Raw genomic sequence first — 17,607 nt, 5'->3', positions numbered from 1 at the left:
CAGGAGGATTTTTTTACATGATTTCAGTAAACGATTTTCGTACAGGTTTAACAATTTCAGTGGACAATGCCCTATGGCAAGTAATGGATTTCCAACACGTAAAGCCAGGTAAAGGTGCTGCATTCGTTCGTTCTAAACTACGTAACCTTCGCACAGGATCTGTTCAAGAGAAAACATTCCGTGCAGGTGAAAAAGTAGAAAAAGCACACATCGAAAACCGTCGTATGCAATACTTATACGCGAGCGGTGAGTCTCACGTATTTATGGATAACGGAACTTATGAGCAAATCGAACTTGGTGAAAAACAAATCGAGCGCGAACTTAAATTCCTAAAAGAAAACATGGAAGTATCTATTATGACATACCAAGATGAAGTACTTGGTGTTGAACTTCCAAACACAGTTGAATTACAAGTTACAGAAACAGAGCCAGGTATTAAAGGAGATACAGCTTCTAACGTAACAAAACCAGCTACATTAGAAACTGGTCTTGTTGTACAAGTACCAATCTTCATTAACGAAGGCGAAATGCTTATCATCAACACTGGTGAAGGTAAATACGTTTCTCGTGCATAGTAGAAAAGCACTCGTGATTATCACGAGTGCTTTTTTTATAGGAAATAGGGCAGATAATAAATCGTGGTTATAACAAAACTAACTAAGACAAGTGAAAGGGTACCCATAATGTACGGAGTCAAAACAATTTGAAATGGTTTTATCTCGCCAGTCTCAACGCCAGTCAGTGTTTTACTGATGGCATGATCTGTAATGTTGTTTCTATGATTACTCATAATAATTAGCCACGTAATTGCAAATATTGCTAAACTACCAAGGAAAAAGGCCTCCATAAATGACCAACTGACCAATAATGAAAAAAGATAAATAAGAGCTAATTCTACTACAATCGTTAAACTAATTTTTAATACCTTCATATTTTTCCCCCTTATTTTGTACATATAGCTAATTTGAAAAAATGGCGCGATACGATCGTACGCGAGATGACTGTAGTTCTGTCTCTCATGCTGCATCGTCTATACCCCTTTTAAATTAAATGTACCATAATATACCATTAAATAATACAAATATTCTGATTTTTAAAAGACGTTAGATAAAAATTATGTTTTTACTTCTGAAATAGACAACCTTTGCATATGGTTGTACAAATATACTCTTTTGTAGCAGACAGCATTAGTAACCGTTATGGGAGAAGGTGGGAGAATGAAACAGTGGCTAGCGGCAATGGAAACATCCGTGCTTGTAATGGGGTTACTTCGGTTGTTTTCAGGTAGCGCGGAAATATTCGCCGCTTTGCTTATGCTTTATGTGAATGATGCGAAGAAAGCATTGTTTATAAATGGTATGTTGGCGTTTGTTGGACCGACCGTATTAATTTTAACAATGACAATAGGTATAGCGAGTGTGGCAAGTGAGATTTCTTTCTTGAAACTCTTTTTTCTAGCGCTTGGAATTGGCTGCATTTTTATCGCGTTGTTGAAATAAGTAAGTCGAGTATAGTGGGGAGAAGCTGATGAAAGAAGTATTAGAAGTTTTACCGAAAACGATGAAGCAGTTAGTGGAAAGTTGTAAGCAGTACGATGCTCTAGAGGAAATTCGTGTTCGAATTGGAAGACCGCTAGAGTGTATTGCTCATGGCGAAGTGTTTTTTTATGACTATGTCGTTACAGCAGAGGATGCTATTTATTTATTGAATAAGTTAAGTCAATTCTCAATTTATACGATGGAAGAGGAATTAAAACGAGGGTATGTGACACTTCGAGGAGGACATAGAATCGGCTTGGCGGGAAAAGTCATTACAGAAAAAAGCGCAGTGAAAATGATTCGAGATGTCTCTTCCTTTAATATTCGTATCGCTCGTCAAAAAATAGGAATTGCTGAACCACTTTTGCCGTATTTGTATGAATCACGATGGTTAAATACGATGGTTATTGGCCCGCCGCAAACGGGGAAAACAACACTTTTAAGAGATGTAGCACGCTGCATGAGTCAAGGTGTAAGTGCTTCAAAAATTCCTTCTTGTAAAGTCGGGATTGTAGATGAACGGTCAGAAATTGCAGGCTGCGTGAAAGGTATTCCGCAATATGACTTTGGCACGCGAGTAGATGTGTTAGACGCATGTCCAAAAGCTGAAGGAATGATGATGATGATTCGTTCTATGAGTCCAGATGTTTTGATTGTAGATGAAATCGGACGTAAAGAAGATAGTGAAGCAATTATGGAGGCGGTGCATGCAGGAGTTCAGCTTTTTATAAGTGCACATGGATTTTCTTATGATGATGTTGTGAAACGTCCATCACTAAAAGCGGTGCTGGAGCTCGGTATATTTGATAGGTTTGTGGAGCTATCAAAAGCAAGAGGGCCAGGAACAGTTATGCAAGTGAAAGATAAATATGGAAAATCGGTATTGCCTCATAGAAAGGCTGAGGGCGTATGGTAAAAATATTTGGTGCAGTGTTAATCGTTGCGGTCAGCACCTTTTTCGGATTTTCATACGCAAAAAGATATAGCGAGAGGCCACGGCAACTTAGATTATTAAAAGCGGCACTTCAATCATTAGAGGCAGAAATTATGTATGGGCATACACCTTTGTCTGAAGCCGCCGAGCGATTAGTGAAACAAATGCCGAAGCCGTTAAATTGGATATTTCAAAGTTTCGCTAGAAGGCTAGGAAGTGGAGAACAAACAGTAAGAGAAGCTTGGATAGATAGTTTGAAAGAAAATTGGAAGCTAACAGCATTTCAACAAACTGAGTACGAGATTTTGCAGCAATTTGGCGAAACGCTCGGACAACATGATCGTGAATCACAACAAAAACATATACGCTTATGCATTACACATTTAGAGAGAGAAGAAGAAGAAGCGAAAGCGTTACAACTGCAATATGAAAAAATGATCAAGAGCTTAGGGGTACTAGCGGGGCTACTTATCGTAATTTTACTGCTATAGGAGGGAGAAAGGCGATGTCCATTGATGTTGGATTAATATTTCAAATCGCCGGAATCGGCATTGTTTTAGCTTTTATTCATACCGTACTAAAAGAATTAAAGCGAGAGGATATTGCAAATTGGGTTATCCTTGTCGGTTTTGTCGTTATTTTATTTCATGTGGCATTTTTAATTAATACGCTATTCGACAAGATTAAGAGTGTCTTTCTCTTCCAGTAAAGGAGGCGGTTCGAATCGAAATTATACAAATTGTCGGATTAGGCCTCGTTGCTACGTTTTTAGCCGCTGTATTGAATCAGCATAAATCTAGCATTACGTCGTTATTTATTGTGTTCGTAGGTAGCGTGATGTTTCTTATTTTAATTGATCAAATTCACTCTATTTTACAAATGATTGAGAGAGTAGCGAGTGAAGCGAAAGTTAGCAACGTATATGTAGAAACGTTGCTAAAAATTATTGGGATTGCTTATATTGCTGAGTTTGGAGCGCAAATTACAAAAGATGCAGGGCAGGGTGCAATCGCTTCGAAAATTGAATTGGCTGGAAAAATCTTAATTCTAGTAATGGCAATTCCTATTTTGACGGTTGTAATTGAGACTATTCTCGGATTTTTACCGACGGGATAAGGGGGAGTGAATGTTGAGGGGGTTTGGAGCTAAGCTGCTATTTGCTTGCTTCCTTTTCTTTTCTTTACCGGTTGTTGTACAAGCTTCTCCTGTAGAAACAAACGTCGTTGATCAACAATTGGATAAGCTCGGAATTGAAGATGTGAAGCAATTTTGGGACGGGCTTGTTACAAAATATGGAGGTTATTTACCAGAGAGTCAAAAAGGTAGCTTTATGGAGTTCGTAAAGGGAGAAAAAGAAATTTCTATAAAAGAGTGGATGCTAGGTTTATTAAAGTATTTATTTCACGAGCTTGTTGCAAATGGGAAGCTACTTGGAACGCTTATTATGCTTACAATTTTTAGTGCATTGTTGCAATCACTGCAATCTGCATTTTCAAAGAGTAGTGTAAGTAAAATTGCGGATGCTGTTGTATATATGGTACTGATTATTTTCGCATTAAATAGTTTTTATGTCGTCATGACATATGCAAGAGAAACGATACAAACAATGGTAGATTTCATATTAGCGCTATTGCCAATCTTGCTTGCACTCATAGCAACTGGAGGTGGTGTTGTATCTGTATCGTTTTTTCATCCGATTATCATCTTCTTAATGAACACGAGCGGGCTTTTGATGAATTATATCGTTCTACCACTTTTATTACTTGCAACGATATTAAGTATTGTAAGTACGATGAGTGATCAATATAAAGTTACGAAATTGTCCAAGCTTCTGCAAAACGTTAGCGTTGGGATTATCGGTATTTTTTTAACGATTTTTTTAGGGGTATTATCTGTACAAGGAACAGCGACAGCGGTTGCTGATGGAATCGCTGTGAAAACTGCTAAATTTGTAACAGGGAACTTTATTCCTGTAGTAGGAAGAATGTTTACAGAGGCGGCGGACACTGTTATTAGTGCATCCGGATTATTAAAAAACACAGTCGGAATTATCGGGCTCGTCATTCTATGCTTAATTGTTGCTTTTCCAGCGATTCAAATTTTTTGTATCGCGTTTATTTATAAATTCGCAGCAGCAGTATTACAGCCAGTTGGCAGCGGAGCAATTATTCAATGTTTAGATATTATCGGGCGAAGCATCATTTATGTATTTGCTTGCTTAGCTATCGTATCATTTATGTTCTTTTTAAGTATCACAATTATTATTGCTGCGGGGAACATTACACTTATGATGCGGTAGGAGGTGAAGGGTATGCAATTTGTTACAGAGTGGATTAGAAATATTATCGTTTTTTTACTCTTAGCGACAATGCTGCATCTTATTCTTCCAAATTCTAATTTGCAGAAGTACGTCAAATTCGTTGTAAGTTTATTATTAGTTGTTTTAATTTTAACGCCTCTTTTTAAACTATTGCAAACAGATGTGAATGAAGTAATCGCAAATTTTAATGAAGAGAAGTATGTAGCAGAAGGATCTGTAAAAAATTCAATAGATTCGAAGAAAAAAGAAATACAAGCTCTAACACGTGCATATAGTTTAGAAGAGATGGCTACCAAAATGAAAAAAGAAGTAGGAAAAGAATTCGAGAAAAAGTATGGTATGACAGTCTCTGAAATACAAATAGTCGCAGCGGAAAGTACAGCGGAAGTAAAGTCAGCGAAAGATATTCAAACTGTTGTTGTGACGCTGAAAGAAAAAGAACGTAGTAAAAATGATGCAATCGAAACAGTAAAACCAGTTGAAATTAACACGAAAGAACCACCGAAAAAAGTAGAAGAAACGAATGTAGAAATGAAAGACTTCTTTTCAAGCAGGTGGCAACTAGAGAATAAACAAATCCAAGTTCAAATGGAAGGGAGGACAGGTAGAGTAAATGGACAATAAAGATAAAAATTCGAAGTTCTCATTTTTTCGAAACTTATTGAATGGGGATGAAAAGGAAAGCAATGAGAAGGGAAAAAAGGTGACACCTAAGTTTTTACTTGTCCTACTCATACTTGGAATTTTGCTTATGTTTTCTAGTAGTTTATTTTCAAGTAAAAAAGAAGAAATACCTGTATTTAAAGAACAAAAAACGCAAAACCAAGAAAAAGACGTACCAACTTTTGGACAAAAAAATAACGATAGTATGTCAAATGTAGAAAAGTATGAAAAAGCGTATGAACAAGAATTAAAAGCAGCTTTAGAAGAAATAGCAGGAGTAAAAGATGTAACGATTAAAGTGAATTTAGATTCATCTGAAGAAAAAATATTAGAAAAAAATACAGTGAAACGTTCACAAACGACAGGTGAAACAGATAAGACAGGCGGTAAGAGGGAAGTAGAGGATGAGTCCCTTGATGAAAAGACAGTTATTATACGTGAAGGTGATAAAGAAACTCCCGTTGTTTTACGAACAGAGAAACCGAAAGTGCGAGGTGTTCTTGTTGTAGCAAAGGGAGTGGATAATATACAAGTTAAAGCGATTGTAAAGGAAGCTGTAATACGGCTGCTAGATGTACCAGCTCATCGCGTTTCAGTATCACCGAAAAATTGATAGGGAGGAAATAAAGTGTTAAAAAAACAAACGGTTTGGCTATTAACGATGTTAAGTTTAGTTGTTGTACTATCTGTTTATTACGTAACAACTCCTGACAAAATGAATACTGCATCACCGGCAACAGGTGAAAAGATTGGACAAGAAAAACAAGGTACTGATAAAGCAGTAACAAATGAAGCACCGAAAGAAACGCCAAAAAAAGAAACTACAAGCAAAGAAACATCAAATAAAGAAACAAATAAAGAAACAGACAAAAAAGAGAGTGCTAACAAAGAAACAAGTAAAAAAGATGCTAACGTAACAGTTCAATCAAGCGATGAAAATTTCACAGCGTTACGTATGCAAATGGAAGATCAGCGAAGTGAAGAAAAATCAAGATTACAAGAAGTGATGAATTCAGCGAAATCTTCAGCAACAGAAAAGAGTAAAGCAAAAGATAATTTTGATGCAATTACTACAATGGAAACGAAGCAAGAACTACTTGAGACAGTAATTAAGTCTCAAGGTGGATATAAAGATGCTCTTGTAAGAGCTGATGGAACTGACATTAGAGTAACTGTGAAAGCAGCAAAGCATTCACAAAAAGAAGCGAATAAAATTATACAGCTTGTAAGAAGTGAAGGCGGATCAAAAGATGTAGGTGTGAAATTTGATCCACCAGCAAAATAAAAACTAATAATCCGCGGGGAAATCCTCCGCGGATTATTAGTTTTTACGAATCGGATTGTTTGAAAATAGTTAGATAAAAATAATAATAGAAAAAAGCTATCATTTTCGATAGCTTTTTTCTGTTTCGTCTTTGTAGTTGTTTTTACTATGTTCAACTCGGAACGGAGAAATACGTTGTGAGTAAAAGATTAGCGGTTCATGGTAACGATGATTACTTTTTCCAGATTTGACGTGGATGAAGAGAACGAATGCCCAGACCATTACGGCAGGTAAGAAGAGAATGAGCCATATCATGTGTCCACACCTCGATACAATATATTTTCTACACTTTGAACATACTATTCTTATATGAAGGAATGATGAACGACGTGTAAACAAAAAAATAATATTTGGTAAAAATATGTTGTTGACTATAGATGAGGTGAAGAGTAGAGCGGTAATGATACGTTTACCTTGTGTCATTTTGAAAAAGTAAGGAATGTTTTTTAGGAAGTGGTCTTGCCAATTTCGCATGAAACTTGGTATTATTACTAGGTAATAAATTTTTATTGAAATAATATTTTTACAGGAGTTTCGATTTATTATAAAGAAATATAAATTGGAATGTTTAAAAAATTTATCGTAAGATGGAAATAGCAATTATTTCTATTAGTAAATGAAATGCATTTTCTAATAGAGTACATCGTATTTTTACAGTCAATCTAGTTTTAGTGACGAGAATCTGTAAAAACGGGACAAACAAGAGTATGGGAGTGGATTTTGCATGTTTAAAATTCAAGAAGTTCGTGAATTAATTAAATTAATTGATAGCTCTAATATTGATGAATTTGAATACAAAAAAGATGGTACGACAATCAAAATGAAAAAGCGTGGTAATGAAGTTGTTGCTGTGCAAGCACCTGTAGCAAAACAAGTCGTGCAACCAGTAGCACCTGTTGAAGTTGAAACAACAGTAGCGGCAGCACAAGTGGAAGTACCAAAACAAGAAGAGAAAAAAGCTGTTCAAAATGAAAACCTACATAAAATTACATCACCAATGGTAGGTACATTCTATTCTTCTTCTTCGCCTGATACACCTGCATATGTAAGTGTAGGGGATAGAGTATCGAAAGATTCTATCGTATGCATTGTCGAGGCTATGAAATTATTTAACGAAATCGATGCTGATGTAGATGGTGAAATTGTTGAGATTCTTGTTAATAATGGCCAGCTTGTGGAGTATGGACAACCGCTATTTCTTGTAAAAGCGTAATAAGGGAGTCTTTGTGATGATAAAAAAAGTATTAATAGCCAATCGTGGGGAAATTGCTGTACGAATTATTCGTGCTTGTAAAGAAATGGATATTGAAACAGTCGCAATTTATTCAGAAGCAGATAAAGAGTCACTTCACGTACAAATTGCTGATGAGGCGTATTGTGTAGGGCCAACGATTTCGAAAGAAAGCTATTTAAATTTGACGAACATTATTAGTGTTGCGAAGTTAACAGGCTGTGATGCTATTCATCCGGGATACGGATTTTTAGCAGAGAATGCAGATTTTGCAGAGCTATGCCGTGAATGTAACTTGATTTTTATCGGTCCAAGTCCAGAAGCTATTTCAAAGATGGGCACAAAAGACGTTGCTCGTGATACAATGAAAGAAGCAGGGGTTCCGATTGTACCAGGTTCACAAGGGATTATTAAAAATACCGAAGAAGCGATCGAGCTTGCTAATCAAATTGGATATCCAGTTATTATTAAAGCGACTGCAGGTGGCGGCGGAAAAGGTATTCGTGTCGCACGCCATGAAGAAGAGCTTGTAAAAGGAATTCAAATTACACAGCAAGAAGCTAGTACCGCTTTTGGGAACCCTGGTGTATACTTAGAAAAGTACGTTGAAGATTTCCGCCATGTTGAGATTCAAATAATGGCAGATACACACGGAAATGCCATTCATTTAGGAGAGCGTGATTGTACAATTCAGCGCCGCTTGCAAAAACTACTAGAAGAAAGTCCATCACCTGCACTTGATGAAAATGTTCGCAAGCAGATGGGTGAGGCGGCAGTTAAAGCAGCGGTAGCGGTTGATTATACAGGTGCTGGTACGGTTGAGTTTATTTATGAATATAGAACGAAAAGCTTTTATTTCATGGAGATGAATACGAGAATTCAAGTTGAGCATCCGGTTACTGAAATGGTAACAGGGATGGATTTAATTAAAGAACAAATTCGTGTTGCTTCTGGAGAAAAGTTATCGTTACAGCAAGAAGAAGTACAATTTAATGGTTGGGCAATTGAATGCCGAATTAATGCGGAAAACCCTGCCAAAAAATTTATGCCATCTCCAGGTAAAGTAGAAATGTACTTGCCACCAGGCGGATTTGGTATTCGCGTCGATTCAGCTGTATATCCGGGATATTCAATCCCACCTTTCTATGATTCGATGGTTGCTAAATTAATTGTTCACGGAAAAACACGTGAAGAGGCAATTGCAAAAATGAAGCGTGCACTCAGTGAGTTTGTCATTGAAGGCGTACATACAACAATCCCGTTCCATTTGCAATTGCTAGATCATCCTGATTTTGTAAAAGGTGAGTTTAATACGAAATTTTTGGAAGAGCATGAACTTGTGACGCAGTGATACATTAAAGGAGGTTTTTTTCATGGCTGAACATATGTTAGATATGGGTCAAGATACAACTCTTGGTAAAGTAGAAATTGCACCAGAAGTAATTGAAGTAATCGCAGGTATTGCAGCTGCTGAGGTAGAAGGTGTAGCGGCAATGCGTGGTAATTTTGCTACAGATGTTGTTGAGAAGTTAGGTAAGAAAAATCATGGTAAAGGTGTAAAGGTTGAATTAGCAAACGAAGATATTATCGTTGACCTTTATGTTGTGATGTACTTTGGCGTAGCAATTCCAGTTGTTGCACAAAAGATTCAAGACAACATTCGCCAGGCACTCTTTACAATGACAGGGCTTGAGCCAAAAGAAGTGAATGTTCACATCGTTGGCGTAACATTCGAAACACAAAAAACAGAAATCGAACCAGTGTAAGAATGAAAAAGGTGCCTAGTAACATAGGCACCTTTTTTATCGTTTCATTTCTTCACAAATTAAAACCCTCTAATTATTATACTATTTCAAAAAATAAGAAATCAAAAAGGAAATGTTTCGTTTTTCCAAAAAACGTACATTGTGATAAGATATGGAACTTGAAGTTAATCTTTTTATTATTTTTCAGCCTTGTAACCCGTGTGTGAAACGATAAATTGTGTTATTATCATTGTATTATAAGGTTGGAAAATCAATGAAAACTGTAAGAGTAAGTGAATTGACGGCTTATAAATTATAATAATATAACAAAGCATAAGGAAAGACTTGAAGCATAAAGGAGAGTTACAATGAAACGTAGGACGGCTAGAGAAAGAGCGATGCAAGCATTATATCAAATGGATATTACAGGTGAATTAGAACCGAAAGTAGCTGTGGAAAACACGCTAGATGAAGGTGAAGAAACAAATGAATTTCTAGAATCACTTGTAGTAGGTTTTGTAGAAAATAAAGAAGTAATTGATGAAGCGATTCGTCAAAACTTAAAAAAATGGAAGCTTGAGCGTATTAGTATTGTTGATCGCAGTATTTTACGTGTAGCTGTGTATGAAATGAAATACATGGAAGAAATTCCACACAACGTAACAATTAACGAAGCAATTGAAATTGCTAAAACATTTGGGGATGAGGAATCTCGTCGTTTTATTAACGGCGTTTTATCTAATATAAAAGATACACTGTAATTTCTTTAAGGGGGAATCTTAAAATGGTAGCAGTAATCATCAAAGGAAATGAAGTTGCGGAGAAAAAACGAGCACAATTAACAGAAGAAGTTGTGAAGTTGAAAAAGCAAGGGATTGTACCAGGATTAGCAGTTATTCTAGTTGGAGAAGATCCAGCATCTCGTTCTTATGTAAAAGGAAAAGAAAAGGGCTGTGAACAAGTAGGAATCTATTCAGAGCTAATTGAACTTCCTGAAACAATTACTGAGGAGCGTTTGCTTGCTGAAATCGATCGCTTAAATAGCGATGACCGTATTAACGGCATATTAGTGCAATTACCTTTACCAAAACATATTGAAGAAAAAGCTATCATTGAAAGAATTTCACCAGAAAAAGATGTAGATGGATTTCACCCAATCAGTGTGGGACGTATGATGACGGGACAAGATACATTCCTTCCATGTACACCGCACGGTATTGTAGAATTAGTAAAAGAAACAAACCTTGATATTTCAGGAAAACATGTTGTAGTAATTGGAAGAAGTAATATTGTCGGCAAGCCAGTGGGACAATTGTTCTTAAATGAAGATGCAACTGTCACATACTGTCATTCTAAGACGCAAAATATGAAAGAGTTAACGAAGTTAGCTGATATTTTAATCGTAGCAGTTGGACGACCTAAGATGATAACAGCTGATTATATGAAAGAAGGAGCGGTTGTAATCGACGTTGGTGTAAACCGTTTAGAAACAGGCAAACTTTGTGGTGATGTTGATTTTGACAACGTGTTAGATGTTGCTGGTTACATTACACCTGTGCCAAAGGGTGTTGGTCCAATGACGATCACAATGCTTCTTCATAATACTGTTGAATCTGCTAAACGTGCAGGTGTCGTTTGTAAATAATTTGAGTCGGCTATGAGGAGAGAGAAATGGAGAAACAATATTTAACCGTTACAGCGTTAACACGCTATATAAAAACAAAAATAGAATATGATCCGCATTTGCAGTCTGTTTGGTTAAAAGGTGAAATTTCCAATTTTAAAAATCATAGTCGTGGTCATATGTATTTTACATTGAAAGATGAAAATGCAAGAATCGCAGCGGTTATGTTTGCGGGTCATAATCGTAATATTAAATTCAGACCTGAAAATGGGATGAAGGTACTTGTGAAAGGGAAAATTTCCGTTTACGAGGCGAGCGGTTCTTATCAAATTTATATTCAAGACATGCAGCCGGATGGAATCGGAAACCTGCATTTAGCTTACGAACAATTAAAGGTTCGTTTAGAGGAAGAAGGTTTATTTTCTCAAGTTTATAAAAAAACAATTCCTCCTTATGCTAAAACAATAGGTGTGATTACGTCGCCAACAGGAGCTGCGATTCGTGATATTATAACAACGATTAAACGTCGTTATCCAATTGGAAATATTATTGTGTTTCCAGTACTTGTACAAGGGGAGTCAGCGGCTCCCTCAATTGTACAAGCGATTCGTACAGCGAATGAAATGGGAGAGATAGATGTCCTAATCGTTGGGCGAGGGGGAGGCTCTATTGAGGAATTATGGGCGTTTAATGAAGAAATGGTTGCAAGGGCAATCTTTAAGAGTGAGATCCCTATTATTTCGGCAGTAGGCCATGAAACGGACTTTACAATTGCGGATTTTGTTGCCGATTTGCGTGCGCCAACACCGACTGCAGCAGCTGAGCTGGCAGCGCCTAACATTATAGAGTTACAAGAAAAGGTATTACAAAGAACTCTAAGATTGCAAAGAGCAATGAGAGAGTTAGTACATAAAAAAGAAGAAAAACTACAAGTATTGCAAAAATCTTATGCGTTCCGTTATCCAAGACAAGTATATGAGCAAAAAGAAGAGCAATTAGATAGAGCGTTAGAACAGCTTGTTTTAGCGAAAGAGCGCTATATTGATAAAAAGTTAAATCAGTTAAAACAACTTTCATTTTATTTAGAGAAGCACCACCCAGCTCAAAAAATTATGCAAACAAAGGTAGCGGTTGAAACATTGCAAAAGCAATTGCAACGTGAAATGCAAACATTACTTCAAACGAAAGAATTTGCCTTTGTAAGAGCAGCTCAAAAACTTGAAGCGTTAAGTCCGCTTAAAGTAATGATGAGAGGGTACGGGCTTGTATATGATGAAGAGAAGCAAGTGTTAAAAAGTGTGAAAGATGTCAGCCTTGGAGATGCTGTTTCAGTTCAATTACAAGATGGAATACTAGATTGTAGCGTATCAGGCATAGAGGAGCGTGAATTGAATAATGGAAAATAAATTAAGCTTTGAAGAGGCAATTTCGCAACTTGAGCATCTCGTTTCTAAGCTAGAGCAAGGTGACGTACCTTTAGAAGAAGCAATCTCTTATTTTAAAGAGGGTATGGAATTATCTAAGCTTTGTGATGAGAAGTTGAAGAACGTACAAGAACAAATGGCAGTTATTCTTGGGGAAGATGGAGAGCTTGAACCGTTTACTGCTTTAGGAGATGAAGCATAGTGACTATTGCTTTTGATACTTTTTTGAAAGAAAGTAAAACTTTCGTAGAAGAGAAGCTTGTAAGCTATGCAAATGAATTACAATGTCCAAATGTACTTCGTGAAGCGATGGCATATTCTTTGGAAGCGGGTGGAAAGCGTCTCCGCCCGTTACTTTTATTTGCGACATTACAAGCGTTTGGTAAAGAAAGAAATCTTGGAGTAGGTGCGGCTTGTGCTCTTGAAATGATACATACATACTCGTTAGTTCATGATGATTTACCTTGTATGGATGATGATGATTTAAGAAGAGGGAAGCCCACAAATCATAAAGTATTTGGTGAAGCGATGGCAGTTTTAGCAGGCGATGGTTTGTTGACGTATGCTTTTCAAGTTATTATGGCATATGAACAAAAGGAAATCTCTGCAGAAAAAAAAGTAAGACTTGTACTTGAACTTGCAAAAGCGGCAGGACCAGAAGGAATGGTTGGCGGACAAGTGGCAGATATGGAAGCTGAAGGGAAACAGCTTACGATTGATGAGTTGGAGTATATTCATAAGCATAAGACTGGGAAACTACTTGAATTCGCTGTACTTGCCGGATCGATACTTTCTGATGCCACAGAAGAACAAGAAGAAAAATTACTTGCGTTTGCGAAATATATTGGCCTAGCGTTCCAAATTCGAGATGATATTCTAGATGTGGAAGGAACCGAAGAAGAGATTGGAAAACCGATTGGTAGTGATGTTTCCAACGAAAAGAGCACATATACGACGTTATTTACTCTAGATAGAGCAAAGGATATTTTAGAAGATACAATTGCAAAAGCAAAAGATGCTATTGGTTCCTTGCAATTACAAGATGAATATTTACTATCTATTTGCGATTTGATTGCAAAACGTAATAACTAATATAACAGCGTTTCCATTTGTTGAGTCATTCATCATTTTATGATATAAATGTAGGAAAAGGTTTTTCTTTTCTTGTTATTGGCAAAAATATATGTAGATTACATTGCCGTTATCACTTCGTGTTAGCGGCTATTTTTTTCATCGCCTAAAGAAATATGGTTTATAATAGGATTAGGGCGCAATAGACTGGTTAATTGCAGGACAAGGTGAAAAATAAAAAAGATAATTTCTTGTTTTGTGTAAATGTTTTTTATAATATTTGACATGTTGACAGATTATGAAATGAAAGTGAGTGATCCATGTGGATCTAACGCAAATTCAAAACCCTAGTTTTTTGAAAGATATGTCTATCGGTGAACTAGAGGGATTGAGTGAGGATATTCGTAAATTTTTAATTGAAGAGCTCTCTCAAACAGGTGGACATATTGCACCTAATTTAGGTGTAGTAGAACTCACAATTGCTCTGCATAAATTATTTGATAGTCCGAAAGATAAATTTTTATGGGACGTAGGACATCAATCCTATGTACATAAAATTTTAACAGGACGTGCAAAGGAATTCGGTACATTAAGGCAATATCAGGGCCTATGTGGTTTCCCAAAACGTTGCGAGAGTGAGCACGATGTATGGGAAACTGGCCATAGCTCGACATCATTATCTGCTGCAATGGGAATGGCTCTAGCACGTGATTTAAAGAAAACGAAAGAATATGTTATACCAATCATTGGAGATGGTGCTCTAACAGGCGGAATGGCTTTAGAGGCATTGAACCATATTGGACATGAAAAAACAGACATGATTGTTATTTTGAATGATAATGAAATGTCAATTGCACCAAACGTTGGTGCGCTTCATAATGTGCTTGGGCGTCTACGTACCGCAGGGAAATACCATTGGGTAAAAGATGAACTAGAGTATATATTAAAGAAAATCCCAGCAGTCGGTGGGAAAGTTGCTGCGACAGCAGAGAAAATAAAAGATAGTCTTAAATATTTACTAGTATCCGGTGTCTTTTTCGAAGAATTAGGCTTTACATATTTAGGTCCAGTTGATGGGCACGATTATGAAAAGTTATTCGAAACGTTGCAATATGCAAAGAAAACAAAAGGCCCAGTGCTTGTTCATGTTATTACGAAAAAAGGAAAAGGTTATAAACCAGCTGAGAGTGATGTTATTGGAACTTGGCATGGAACAGGGCCTTATAAAATTGAATCAGGTGACTTCGTTAAACCGAAAGAAGTTGCACCAGCATGGAGTGCTGTTGTTAGTGATACAGTACTTAAGCTAGCGAGAACGGATGAGCGTATCGTTGCAATTACACCTGCAATGCCTGTTGGATCGAAACTTGAGAAATTCCAAAAAGAATTCCCGGATCGTATGATTGATGTTGGTATTGCAGAACAGCATGCTACAACAATGGCAGCGGGTATGGCAACGCAAGGTATGAAGCCATTCTTAGCGATTTATTCAACATTTTTACAAAGAGCATATGACCAAGTTGTTCATGATATATGCCGCCAAAATTTAAATGTCTTTATCGGAATCGATCGCTCTGGTTTAGTAGGAGCAGATGGTGAAACGCATCAAGGTGTGTTTGACATTTCATTCTTACGTCATTTGCCGAATATGGTACTTATGATGCCGAAAGATGAAAATGAAGGGCAACATTTAGTATATACGGCGATGCAATATGAAGATGGACCAATCGCATTACGTTATGCACGCGGTAATGGACTTGGTGTTCATATGGATGAAGAATTAAAGGCGATTCCAATCGGTTCATGGGAAACGTTAAAAGAAGGTACACAAGCGGCTATTTTAACATTTGGTACGACAATACCAATGGCAATGGAAGCAGCTGAGCGTCTTGAAAAGGCTGGAATTTCAGTGAAAGTAGTGAACGCTCGCTTTATTAAACCGATGGATGAAGCATATTTACATGACCTCTTAGGAAAAAATATACCGATTTTAACGATTGAAGAAGCTTGCTTAATCGGCGGTTTTGGAACGGGAGTAGTTGAATTTGCATCTGAGAACGGGTACCATAGTGCGTTAGTTGAAAGAATGGGTATTCCAGACCGTTTCATAGAGCACGGTAGTGTAACAAAATTATTAGAAGAAATAGGTTTAACGACAGATGCTGTTGTAGACCGTATTCATACAATGATTCCATCAAAACAAAAAAGGGCGTAACAAATGAGTGCAAAAAAAGAAAGAGTAGATGTACTATTAGTAGAGCGAGGACTTATAGAAACACGTGAGAAAGCAAAACGCGCCGTTATGGCCGGACTTGTATATGCGAATGAGATGAGACTTGATAAGCCAGGAGAGAAGATCCCACAAGATACGGAGATTACGGTGAAGGGACAAGTTATGCCGTATGTAAGCCGTGGTGGTTATAAACTTGAAAAGGCATTAGAGACATTTCATCTTGATTTACAAGATAAAGTTATGATAGATATTGGTTCATCAACTGGTGGCTTTACAGATTGTGCGCTTCAAAACGGAGCGAAATTATCTTATGCATTAGATGTAGGATACAATCAACTTGCATGGAAATTGCGTCAAGATGAGCGTGTTGTCGTAATGGAACGGACAAACTTCCGTTACGTGACACCAGCAGACTTAGACCGTGGTTTACCGCAATTTGCTAGTATCGATGTTTCATTTATATCATTAAAGCTTATACTGCCGGTTTTAAAAACAATGCTTATGCCTAATGGGGATGTAGCGGCGTTAATTAAACCACAGTTTGAAGCTGGAAGAGAGCAAGTTGGGAAAAAAGGTATCGTTCGTGATCGAAAAGTACATGAGGCTGTCGTGGAAATGATTGTCGACTTTGCTATAAAAGAAGGATACGACGTAGAAGGTTTAACATTCTCACCAATTACGGGCGGGGATGGTAATATTGAATTTTTAATTCATCTGAAATGGCATGGTGAACGCGAGAATGGCGAAAATCATTCTCCAGTTTCTGTTGAGCAAGTAGTTACAGAGGCGCATAATGTCCTAAAACAAAAAGGAAAAGGGGAATAACATATGTTGTTCCTCTTTTTGTTGTAATTGTATAATGATTGTAAAAACAATTGTGTACAAGCAACGAATTATAAGTTAACATAAATAAGTGAAGTATACCAATGTTTAAACTATGGTAAGAGATAGTGTGAGGTGCAAATGTATGAATAAAGGTCAGCGCCATATTAAAATCAGGGAAATTATTGCGAACAAAGAAATTGAAACACAAGATGAATTAGTTGATATTTTACGTAATGAGGGATTTAATGTAACGCAAGCAACAGTATCGCGCGATATTAAAGAACTGCACTTAGTGAAAGTGCCATTACATGATGGGCGCTATAAATATAGCTTGCCAGCAGATCAACGATTTAACCCGTTACAAAAATTAAAACGCAATCTAGTGGATTCATTTGTAAAATTAGACACGGCAGGACATATGCTTGTGCTAAAAACATTGCCTGGTAACGCTCATTCACTTGGGGCACTTATTGATCATTTAGAGTGGGATGAGATCATCGGAACCATCTGTGGTGATGATACTTGCTTAATTATTTGCCGTACACCTGAAGATACAGGTGTTGTCTCTGATCGTTTCTTAAATATGTTGTAACAAAAAAATCTTGTTTGCTTTCCTCTGTAAAGTGGAAAGTGAACAGGATATTTTTATTGGTTAAAAATGTGAATTCTTAATTG

At 37.0% G+C, this 17,607-nt stretch carries 23 protein-coding genes; 21 read left to right on the top strand and 2 right to left on the bottom strand.

Translation table 11 applies throughout. The annotated features are described in order from the left end of the window. Window positions 1-17: 17 nt before the first annotated feature. Complete coding sequence (gene efp, locus FOT98_RS04450; RefSeq protein WP_000626520.1) at window positions 18-575, top strand: elongation factor P; 558 nt, start codon at window positions 18-20, stop codon at window positions 573-575. A gap of 35 nt (window positions 576-610) precedes the next feature. Here efp and FOT98_RS04445 read toward each other — a convergent pair whose 3' ends face one another. Continuing rightward, entirely contained in the window at window positions 611-931 is a 321-nt protein-coding gene (locus FOT98_RS04445; protein WP_063260914.1) for a hypothetical protein, read from the bottom strand. Between the two features lie 286 nt (window positions 932-1,217). On the opposite strand from FOT98_RS04445, the gene FOT98_RS04440 reads away from it, so the two are divergent. From FOT98_RS04440 to FOT98_RS04400, 9 genes are read left to right on the top strand one after another with little or no spacing between them, the layout of a single operon-like run. Further along, complete coding sequence (locus FOT98_RS04440) at window positions 1,218-1,499, top strand: YqhV family protein (RefSeq protein WP_000816054.1); 282 nt, start codon at window positions 1,218-1,220, stop codon at window positions 1,497-1,499. 28 nt (window positions 1,500-1,527) lie between these two features. Then, entirely contained in the window at window positions 1,528-2,454 is a 927-nt protein-coding gene (gene spoIIIAA / locus FOT98_RS04435) for a stage III sporulation protein AA (protein WP_063260834.1), read from the top strand. Further along, entirely contained in the window at window positions 2,448-2,963 is a 516-nt protein-coding gene (gene spoIIIAB, locus FOT98_RS04430; RefSeq protein ID WP_063260835.1) for a stage III sporulation protein SpoIIIAB, read from the top strand. The genes spoIIIAA and spoIIIAB overlap by 7 nt, the downstream gene beginning before the upstream one ends. Window positions 2,964-2,977: 14 nt before the next feature. Then, window positions 2,978-3,181: a stage III sporulation protein AC gene (gene spoIIIAC, locus FOT98_RS04425; RefSeq protein WP_000020914.1), complete on the top strand. Its 204-nt coding sequence runs from the start codon at window positions 2,978-2,980 to the stop codon at window positions 3,179-3,181. Between the two features lie 23 nt (window positions 3,182-3,204). After that, window positions 3,205-3,588: a stage III sporulation protein AD gene (gene spoIIIAD / locus FOT98_RS04420; protein ID WP_077393170.1), complete on the top strand. Its 384-nt coding sequence runs from the start codon at window positions 3,205-3,207 to the stop codon at window positions 3,586-3,588. 10 nt (window positions 3,589-3,598) lie between these two features. Then, the gene (gene spoIIIAE / locus FOT98_RS04415) at window positions 3,599-4,771 is read left to right on the top strand and encodes a stage III sporulation protein AE (RefSeq protein WP_000943696.1); all 1,173 of its coding nucleotides are present in this window, start codon (window positions 3,599-3,601) and stop codon (window positions 4,769-4,771) included. Between the two features lie 12 nt (window positions 4,772-4,783). Continuing rightward, the gene (gene spoIIIAF / locus FOT98_RS04410; RefSeq protein ID WP_001161039.1) at window positions 4,784-5,416 is read left to right on the top strand and encodes a stage III sporulation protein AF; all 633 of its coding nucleotides are present in this window, start codon (window positions 4,784-4,786) and stop codon (window positions 5,414-5,416) included. Further along, the gene (gene spoIIIAG / locus FOT98_RS04405) at window positions 5,406-6,068 is read left to right on the top strand and encodes a stage III sporulation protein AG (RefSeq protein ID WP_063260836.1); all 663 of its coding nucleotides are present in this window, start codon (window positions 5,406-5,408) and stop codon (window positions 6,066-6,068) included. Before spoIIIAF ends, spoIIIAG begins: the two co-directional genes overlap by 11 nt. A 15-nt stretch (window positions 6,069-6,083) precedes the next feature. Beyond that, the gene (locus FOT98_RS04400; protein WP_061677457.1) at window positions 6,084-6,740 is read left to right on the top strand and encodes a SpoIIIAH-like family protein; all 657 of its coding nucleotides are present in this window, start codon (window positions 6,084-6,086) and stop codon (window positions 6,738-6,740) included. Window positions 6,741-6,839: 99 nt separating this feature from the next. Here the strand turns inward: FOT98_RS04400 and FOT98_RS04395 are convergent, their stop codons facing one another. Next, window positions 6,840-7,034 (bottom strand): hypothetical protein, encoded by a 195-nt coding sequence (locus FOT98_RS04395; protein ID WP_033678013.1) that lies wholly within the window; start codon window positions 7,032-7,034, stop codon window positions 6,840-6,842. A gap of 469 nt (window positions 7,035-7,503) precedes the next feature. On the opposite strand from FOT98_RS04395, the gene accB reads away from it, so the two are divergent. From accB to argR, 11 genes are all read left to right on the top strand, one after another. Next, the gene (gene accB, locus FOT98_RS04390) at window positions 7,504-7,992 is read left to right on the top strand and encodes an acetyl-CoA carboxylase biotin carboxyl carrier protein (protein ID WP_000472874.1); all 489 of its coding nucleotides are present in this window, start codon (window positions 7,504-7,506) and stop codon (window positions 7,990-7,992) included. Between the two features lie 16 nt (window positions 7,993-8,008). Further along, window positions 8,009-9,361, top strand: a complete 1,353-nt coding sequence (gene accC / locus FOT98_RS04385; RefSeq protein WP_061677463.1) for an acetyl-CoA carboxylase biotin carboxylase subunit — start codon at window positions 8,009-8,011, stop codon at window positions 9,359-9,361. A 22-nt stretch (window positions 9,362-9,383) separates the two neighbouring features. After that, entirely contained in the window at window positions 9,384-9,776 is a 393-nt protein-coding gene (locus tag FOT98_RS04380) for an Asp23/Gls24 family envelope stress response protein (protein ID WP_000807630.1), read from the top strand. Window positions 9,777-10,123: 347 nt separating this feature from the next. Further along, on the top strand, window positions 10,124-10,516 hold the full coding sequence (nusB, locus tag FOT98_RS04375) for a N utilization substance protein NusB (protein WP_000830249.1): 393 nt from the start codon (window positions 10,124-10,126) through the stop codon (window positions 10,514-10,516). Window positions 10,517-10,539: 23 nt separating this feature from the next. Next, complete coding sequence (gene folD / locus FOT98_RS04370) at window positions 10,540-11,400, top strand: bifunctional methylenetetrahydrofolate dehydrogenase/methenyltetrahydrofolate cyclohydrolase FolD (RefSeq protein WP_063260837.1); 861 nt, start codon at window positions 10,540-10,542, stop codon at window positions 11,398-11,400. A gap of 26 nt (window positions 11,401-11,426) precedes the next feature. Continuing rightward, window positions 11,427-12,785 (top strand): exodeoxyribonuclease VII large subunit, encoded by a 1,359-nt coding sequence (gene xseA / locus FOT98_RS04365; RefSeq protein ID WP_063260838.1) that lies wholly within the window; start codon window positions 11,427-11,429, stop codon window positions 12,783-12,785. Next, a complete protein-coding gene (gene xseB / locus FOT98_RS04360; RefSeq protein WP_000428423.1) occupies window positions 12,775-13,005 on the top strand; it encodes an exodeoxyribonuclease VII small subunit in 231 nt (76 codons plus the stop codon). The genes xseA and xseB overlap by 11 nt, the downstream gene beginning before the upstream one ends. After that, window positions 13,005-13,895 carry a (2E,6E)-farnesyl diphosphate synthase gene (gene ispA, locus FOT98_RS04355; RefSeq protein ID WP_063260839.1) on the top strand — a complete coding sequence of 297 codons (891 nt, stop codon included), beginning with the start codon at window positions 13,005-13,007 and terminating at the stop codon, window positions 13,893-13,895. The genes xseB and ispA overlap by 1 nt, the downstream gene beginning before the upstream one ends. Window positions 13,896-14,196: 301 nt before the next feature. Continuing rightward, window positions 14,197-16,089 (top strand): 1-deoxy-D-xylulose-5-phosphate synthase, encoded by a 1,893-nt coding sequence (gene dxs / locus FOT98_RS04350; RefSeq protein ID WP_063260840.1) that lies wholly within the window; start codon window positions 14,197-14,199, stop codon window positions 16,087-16,089. A 3-nt stretch (window positions 16,090-16,092) separates the two neighbouring features. Further along, window positions 16,093-16,932 carry a TlyA family RNA methyltransferase gene (locus FOT98_RS04345; protein WP_063260841.1) on the top strand — a complete coding sequence of 280 codons (840 nt, stop codon included), beginning with the start codon at window positions 16,093-16,095 and terminating at the stop codon, window positions 16,930-16,932. A 142-nt stretch (window positions 16,933-17,074) separates the two neighbouring features. Then, complete coding sequence (argR, locus tag FOT98_RS04340; RefSeq protein WP_001032581.1) at window positions 17,075-17,524, top strand: arginine repressor ArgR; 450 nt, start codon at window positions 17,075-17,077, stop codon at window positions 17,522-17,524. Window positions 17,525-17,607 lie beyond the last annotated feature (83 nt).

The organism is Bacillus sp. HY001 (assembly GCF_007558965.1).
GTDB classification, from domain to species: Bacteria; Bacillota; Bacilli; order Bacillales; family Bacillaceae_G; genus Bacillus_A; species Bacillus_A mobilis.
This window is presented reverse-complemented; position numbering and strand designations above follow the sequence as displayed.

Excerpts from the sequence above, each read along its gene's own strand:
- efp (WP_000626520.1), top strand. The coding sequence starts at position 18 with ATGATTTCAGTAAACGATTTTCGTACAGGTTTAACAATTTCAGTGGAC.
- FOT98_RS04445 (WP_063260914.1), bottom strand. The coding sequence starts at position 931 with ATGAAGGTATTAAAAATTAGTTTAACGATTGTAGTAGAATTAGCTCTT.
- FOT98_RS04440 (WP_000816054.1), top strand. The coding sequence starts at position 1,218 with ATGAAACAGTGGCTAGCGGCAATGGAAACATCCGTGCTTGTAATGGGG.
- spoIIIAA (WP_063260834.1), top strand. The coding sequence starts at position 1,528 with ATGAAAGAAGTATTAGAAGTTTTACCGAAAACGATGAAGCAGTTAGTG.
- spoIIIAB (WP_063260835.1), top strand. The coding sequence starts at position 2,448 with ATGGTAAAAATATTTGGTGCAGTGTTAATCGTTGCGGTCAGCACCTTT.
- spoIIIAC (WP_000020914.1), top strand. The coding sequence starts at position 2,978 with ATGTCCATTGATGTTGGATTAATATTTCAAATCGCCGGAATCGGCATT.
- spoIIIAE (WP_000943696.1), top strand. The coding sequence starts at position 3,599 with ATGTTGAGGGGGTTTGGAGCTAAGCTGCTATTTGCTTGCTTCCTTTTC.
- spoIIIAF (WP_001161039.1), top strand. The coding sequence starts at position 4,784 with ATGCAATTTGTTACAGAGTGGATTAGAAATATTATCGTTTTTTTACTC.
- spoIIIAG (WP_063260836.1), top strand. The coding sequence starts at position 5,406 with ATGGACAATAAAGATAAAAATTCGAAGTTCTCATTTTTTCGAAACTTA.
- FOT98_RS04395 (WP_033678013.1), bottom strand. The coding sequence starts at position 7,034 with ATGATATGGCTCATTCTCTTCTTACCTGCCGTAATGGTCTGGGCATTC.
- accB (WP_000472874.1), top strand. The coding sequence starts at position 7,504 with ATGTTTAAAATTCAAGAAGTTCGTGAATTAATTAAATTAATTGATAGC.
- accC (WP_061677463.1), top strand. The coding sequence starts at position 8,009 with ATGATAAAAAAAGTATTAATAGCCAATCGTGGGGAAATTGCTGTACGA.
- FOT98_RS04380 (WP_000807630.1), top strand. The coding sequence starts at position 9,384 with ATGGCTGAACATATGTTAGATATGGGTCAAGATACAACTCTTGGTAAA.
- nusB (WP_000830249.1), top strand. The coding sequence starts at position 10,124 with ATGAAACGTAGGACGGCTAGAGAAAGAGCGATGCAAGCATTATATCAA.
- folD (WP_063260837.1), top strand. The coding sequence starts at position 10,540 with ATGGTAGCAGTAATCATCAAAGGAAATGAAGTTGCGGAGAAAAAACGA.
- xseA (WP_063260838.1), top strand. The coding sequence starts at position 11,427 with ATGGAGAAACAATATTTAACCGTTACAGCGTTAACACGCTATATAAAA.
- xseB (WP_000428423.1), top strand. The coding sequence starts at position 12,775 with ATGGAAAATAAATTAAGCTTTGAAGAGGCAATTTCGCAACTTGAGCAT.
- FOT98_RS04345 (WP_063260841.1), top strand. The coding sequence starts at position 16,093 with ATGAGTGCAAAAAAAGAAAGAGTAGATGTACTATTAGTAGAGCGAGGA.
- argR (WP_001032581.1), top strand. The coding sequence starts at position 17,075 with ATGAATAAAGGTCAGCGCCATATTAAAATCAGGGAAATTATTGCGAAC.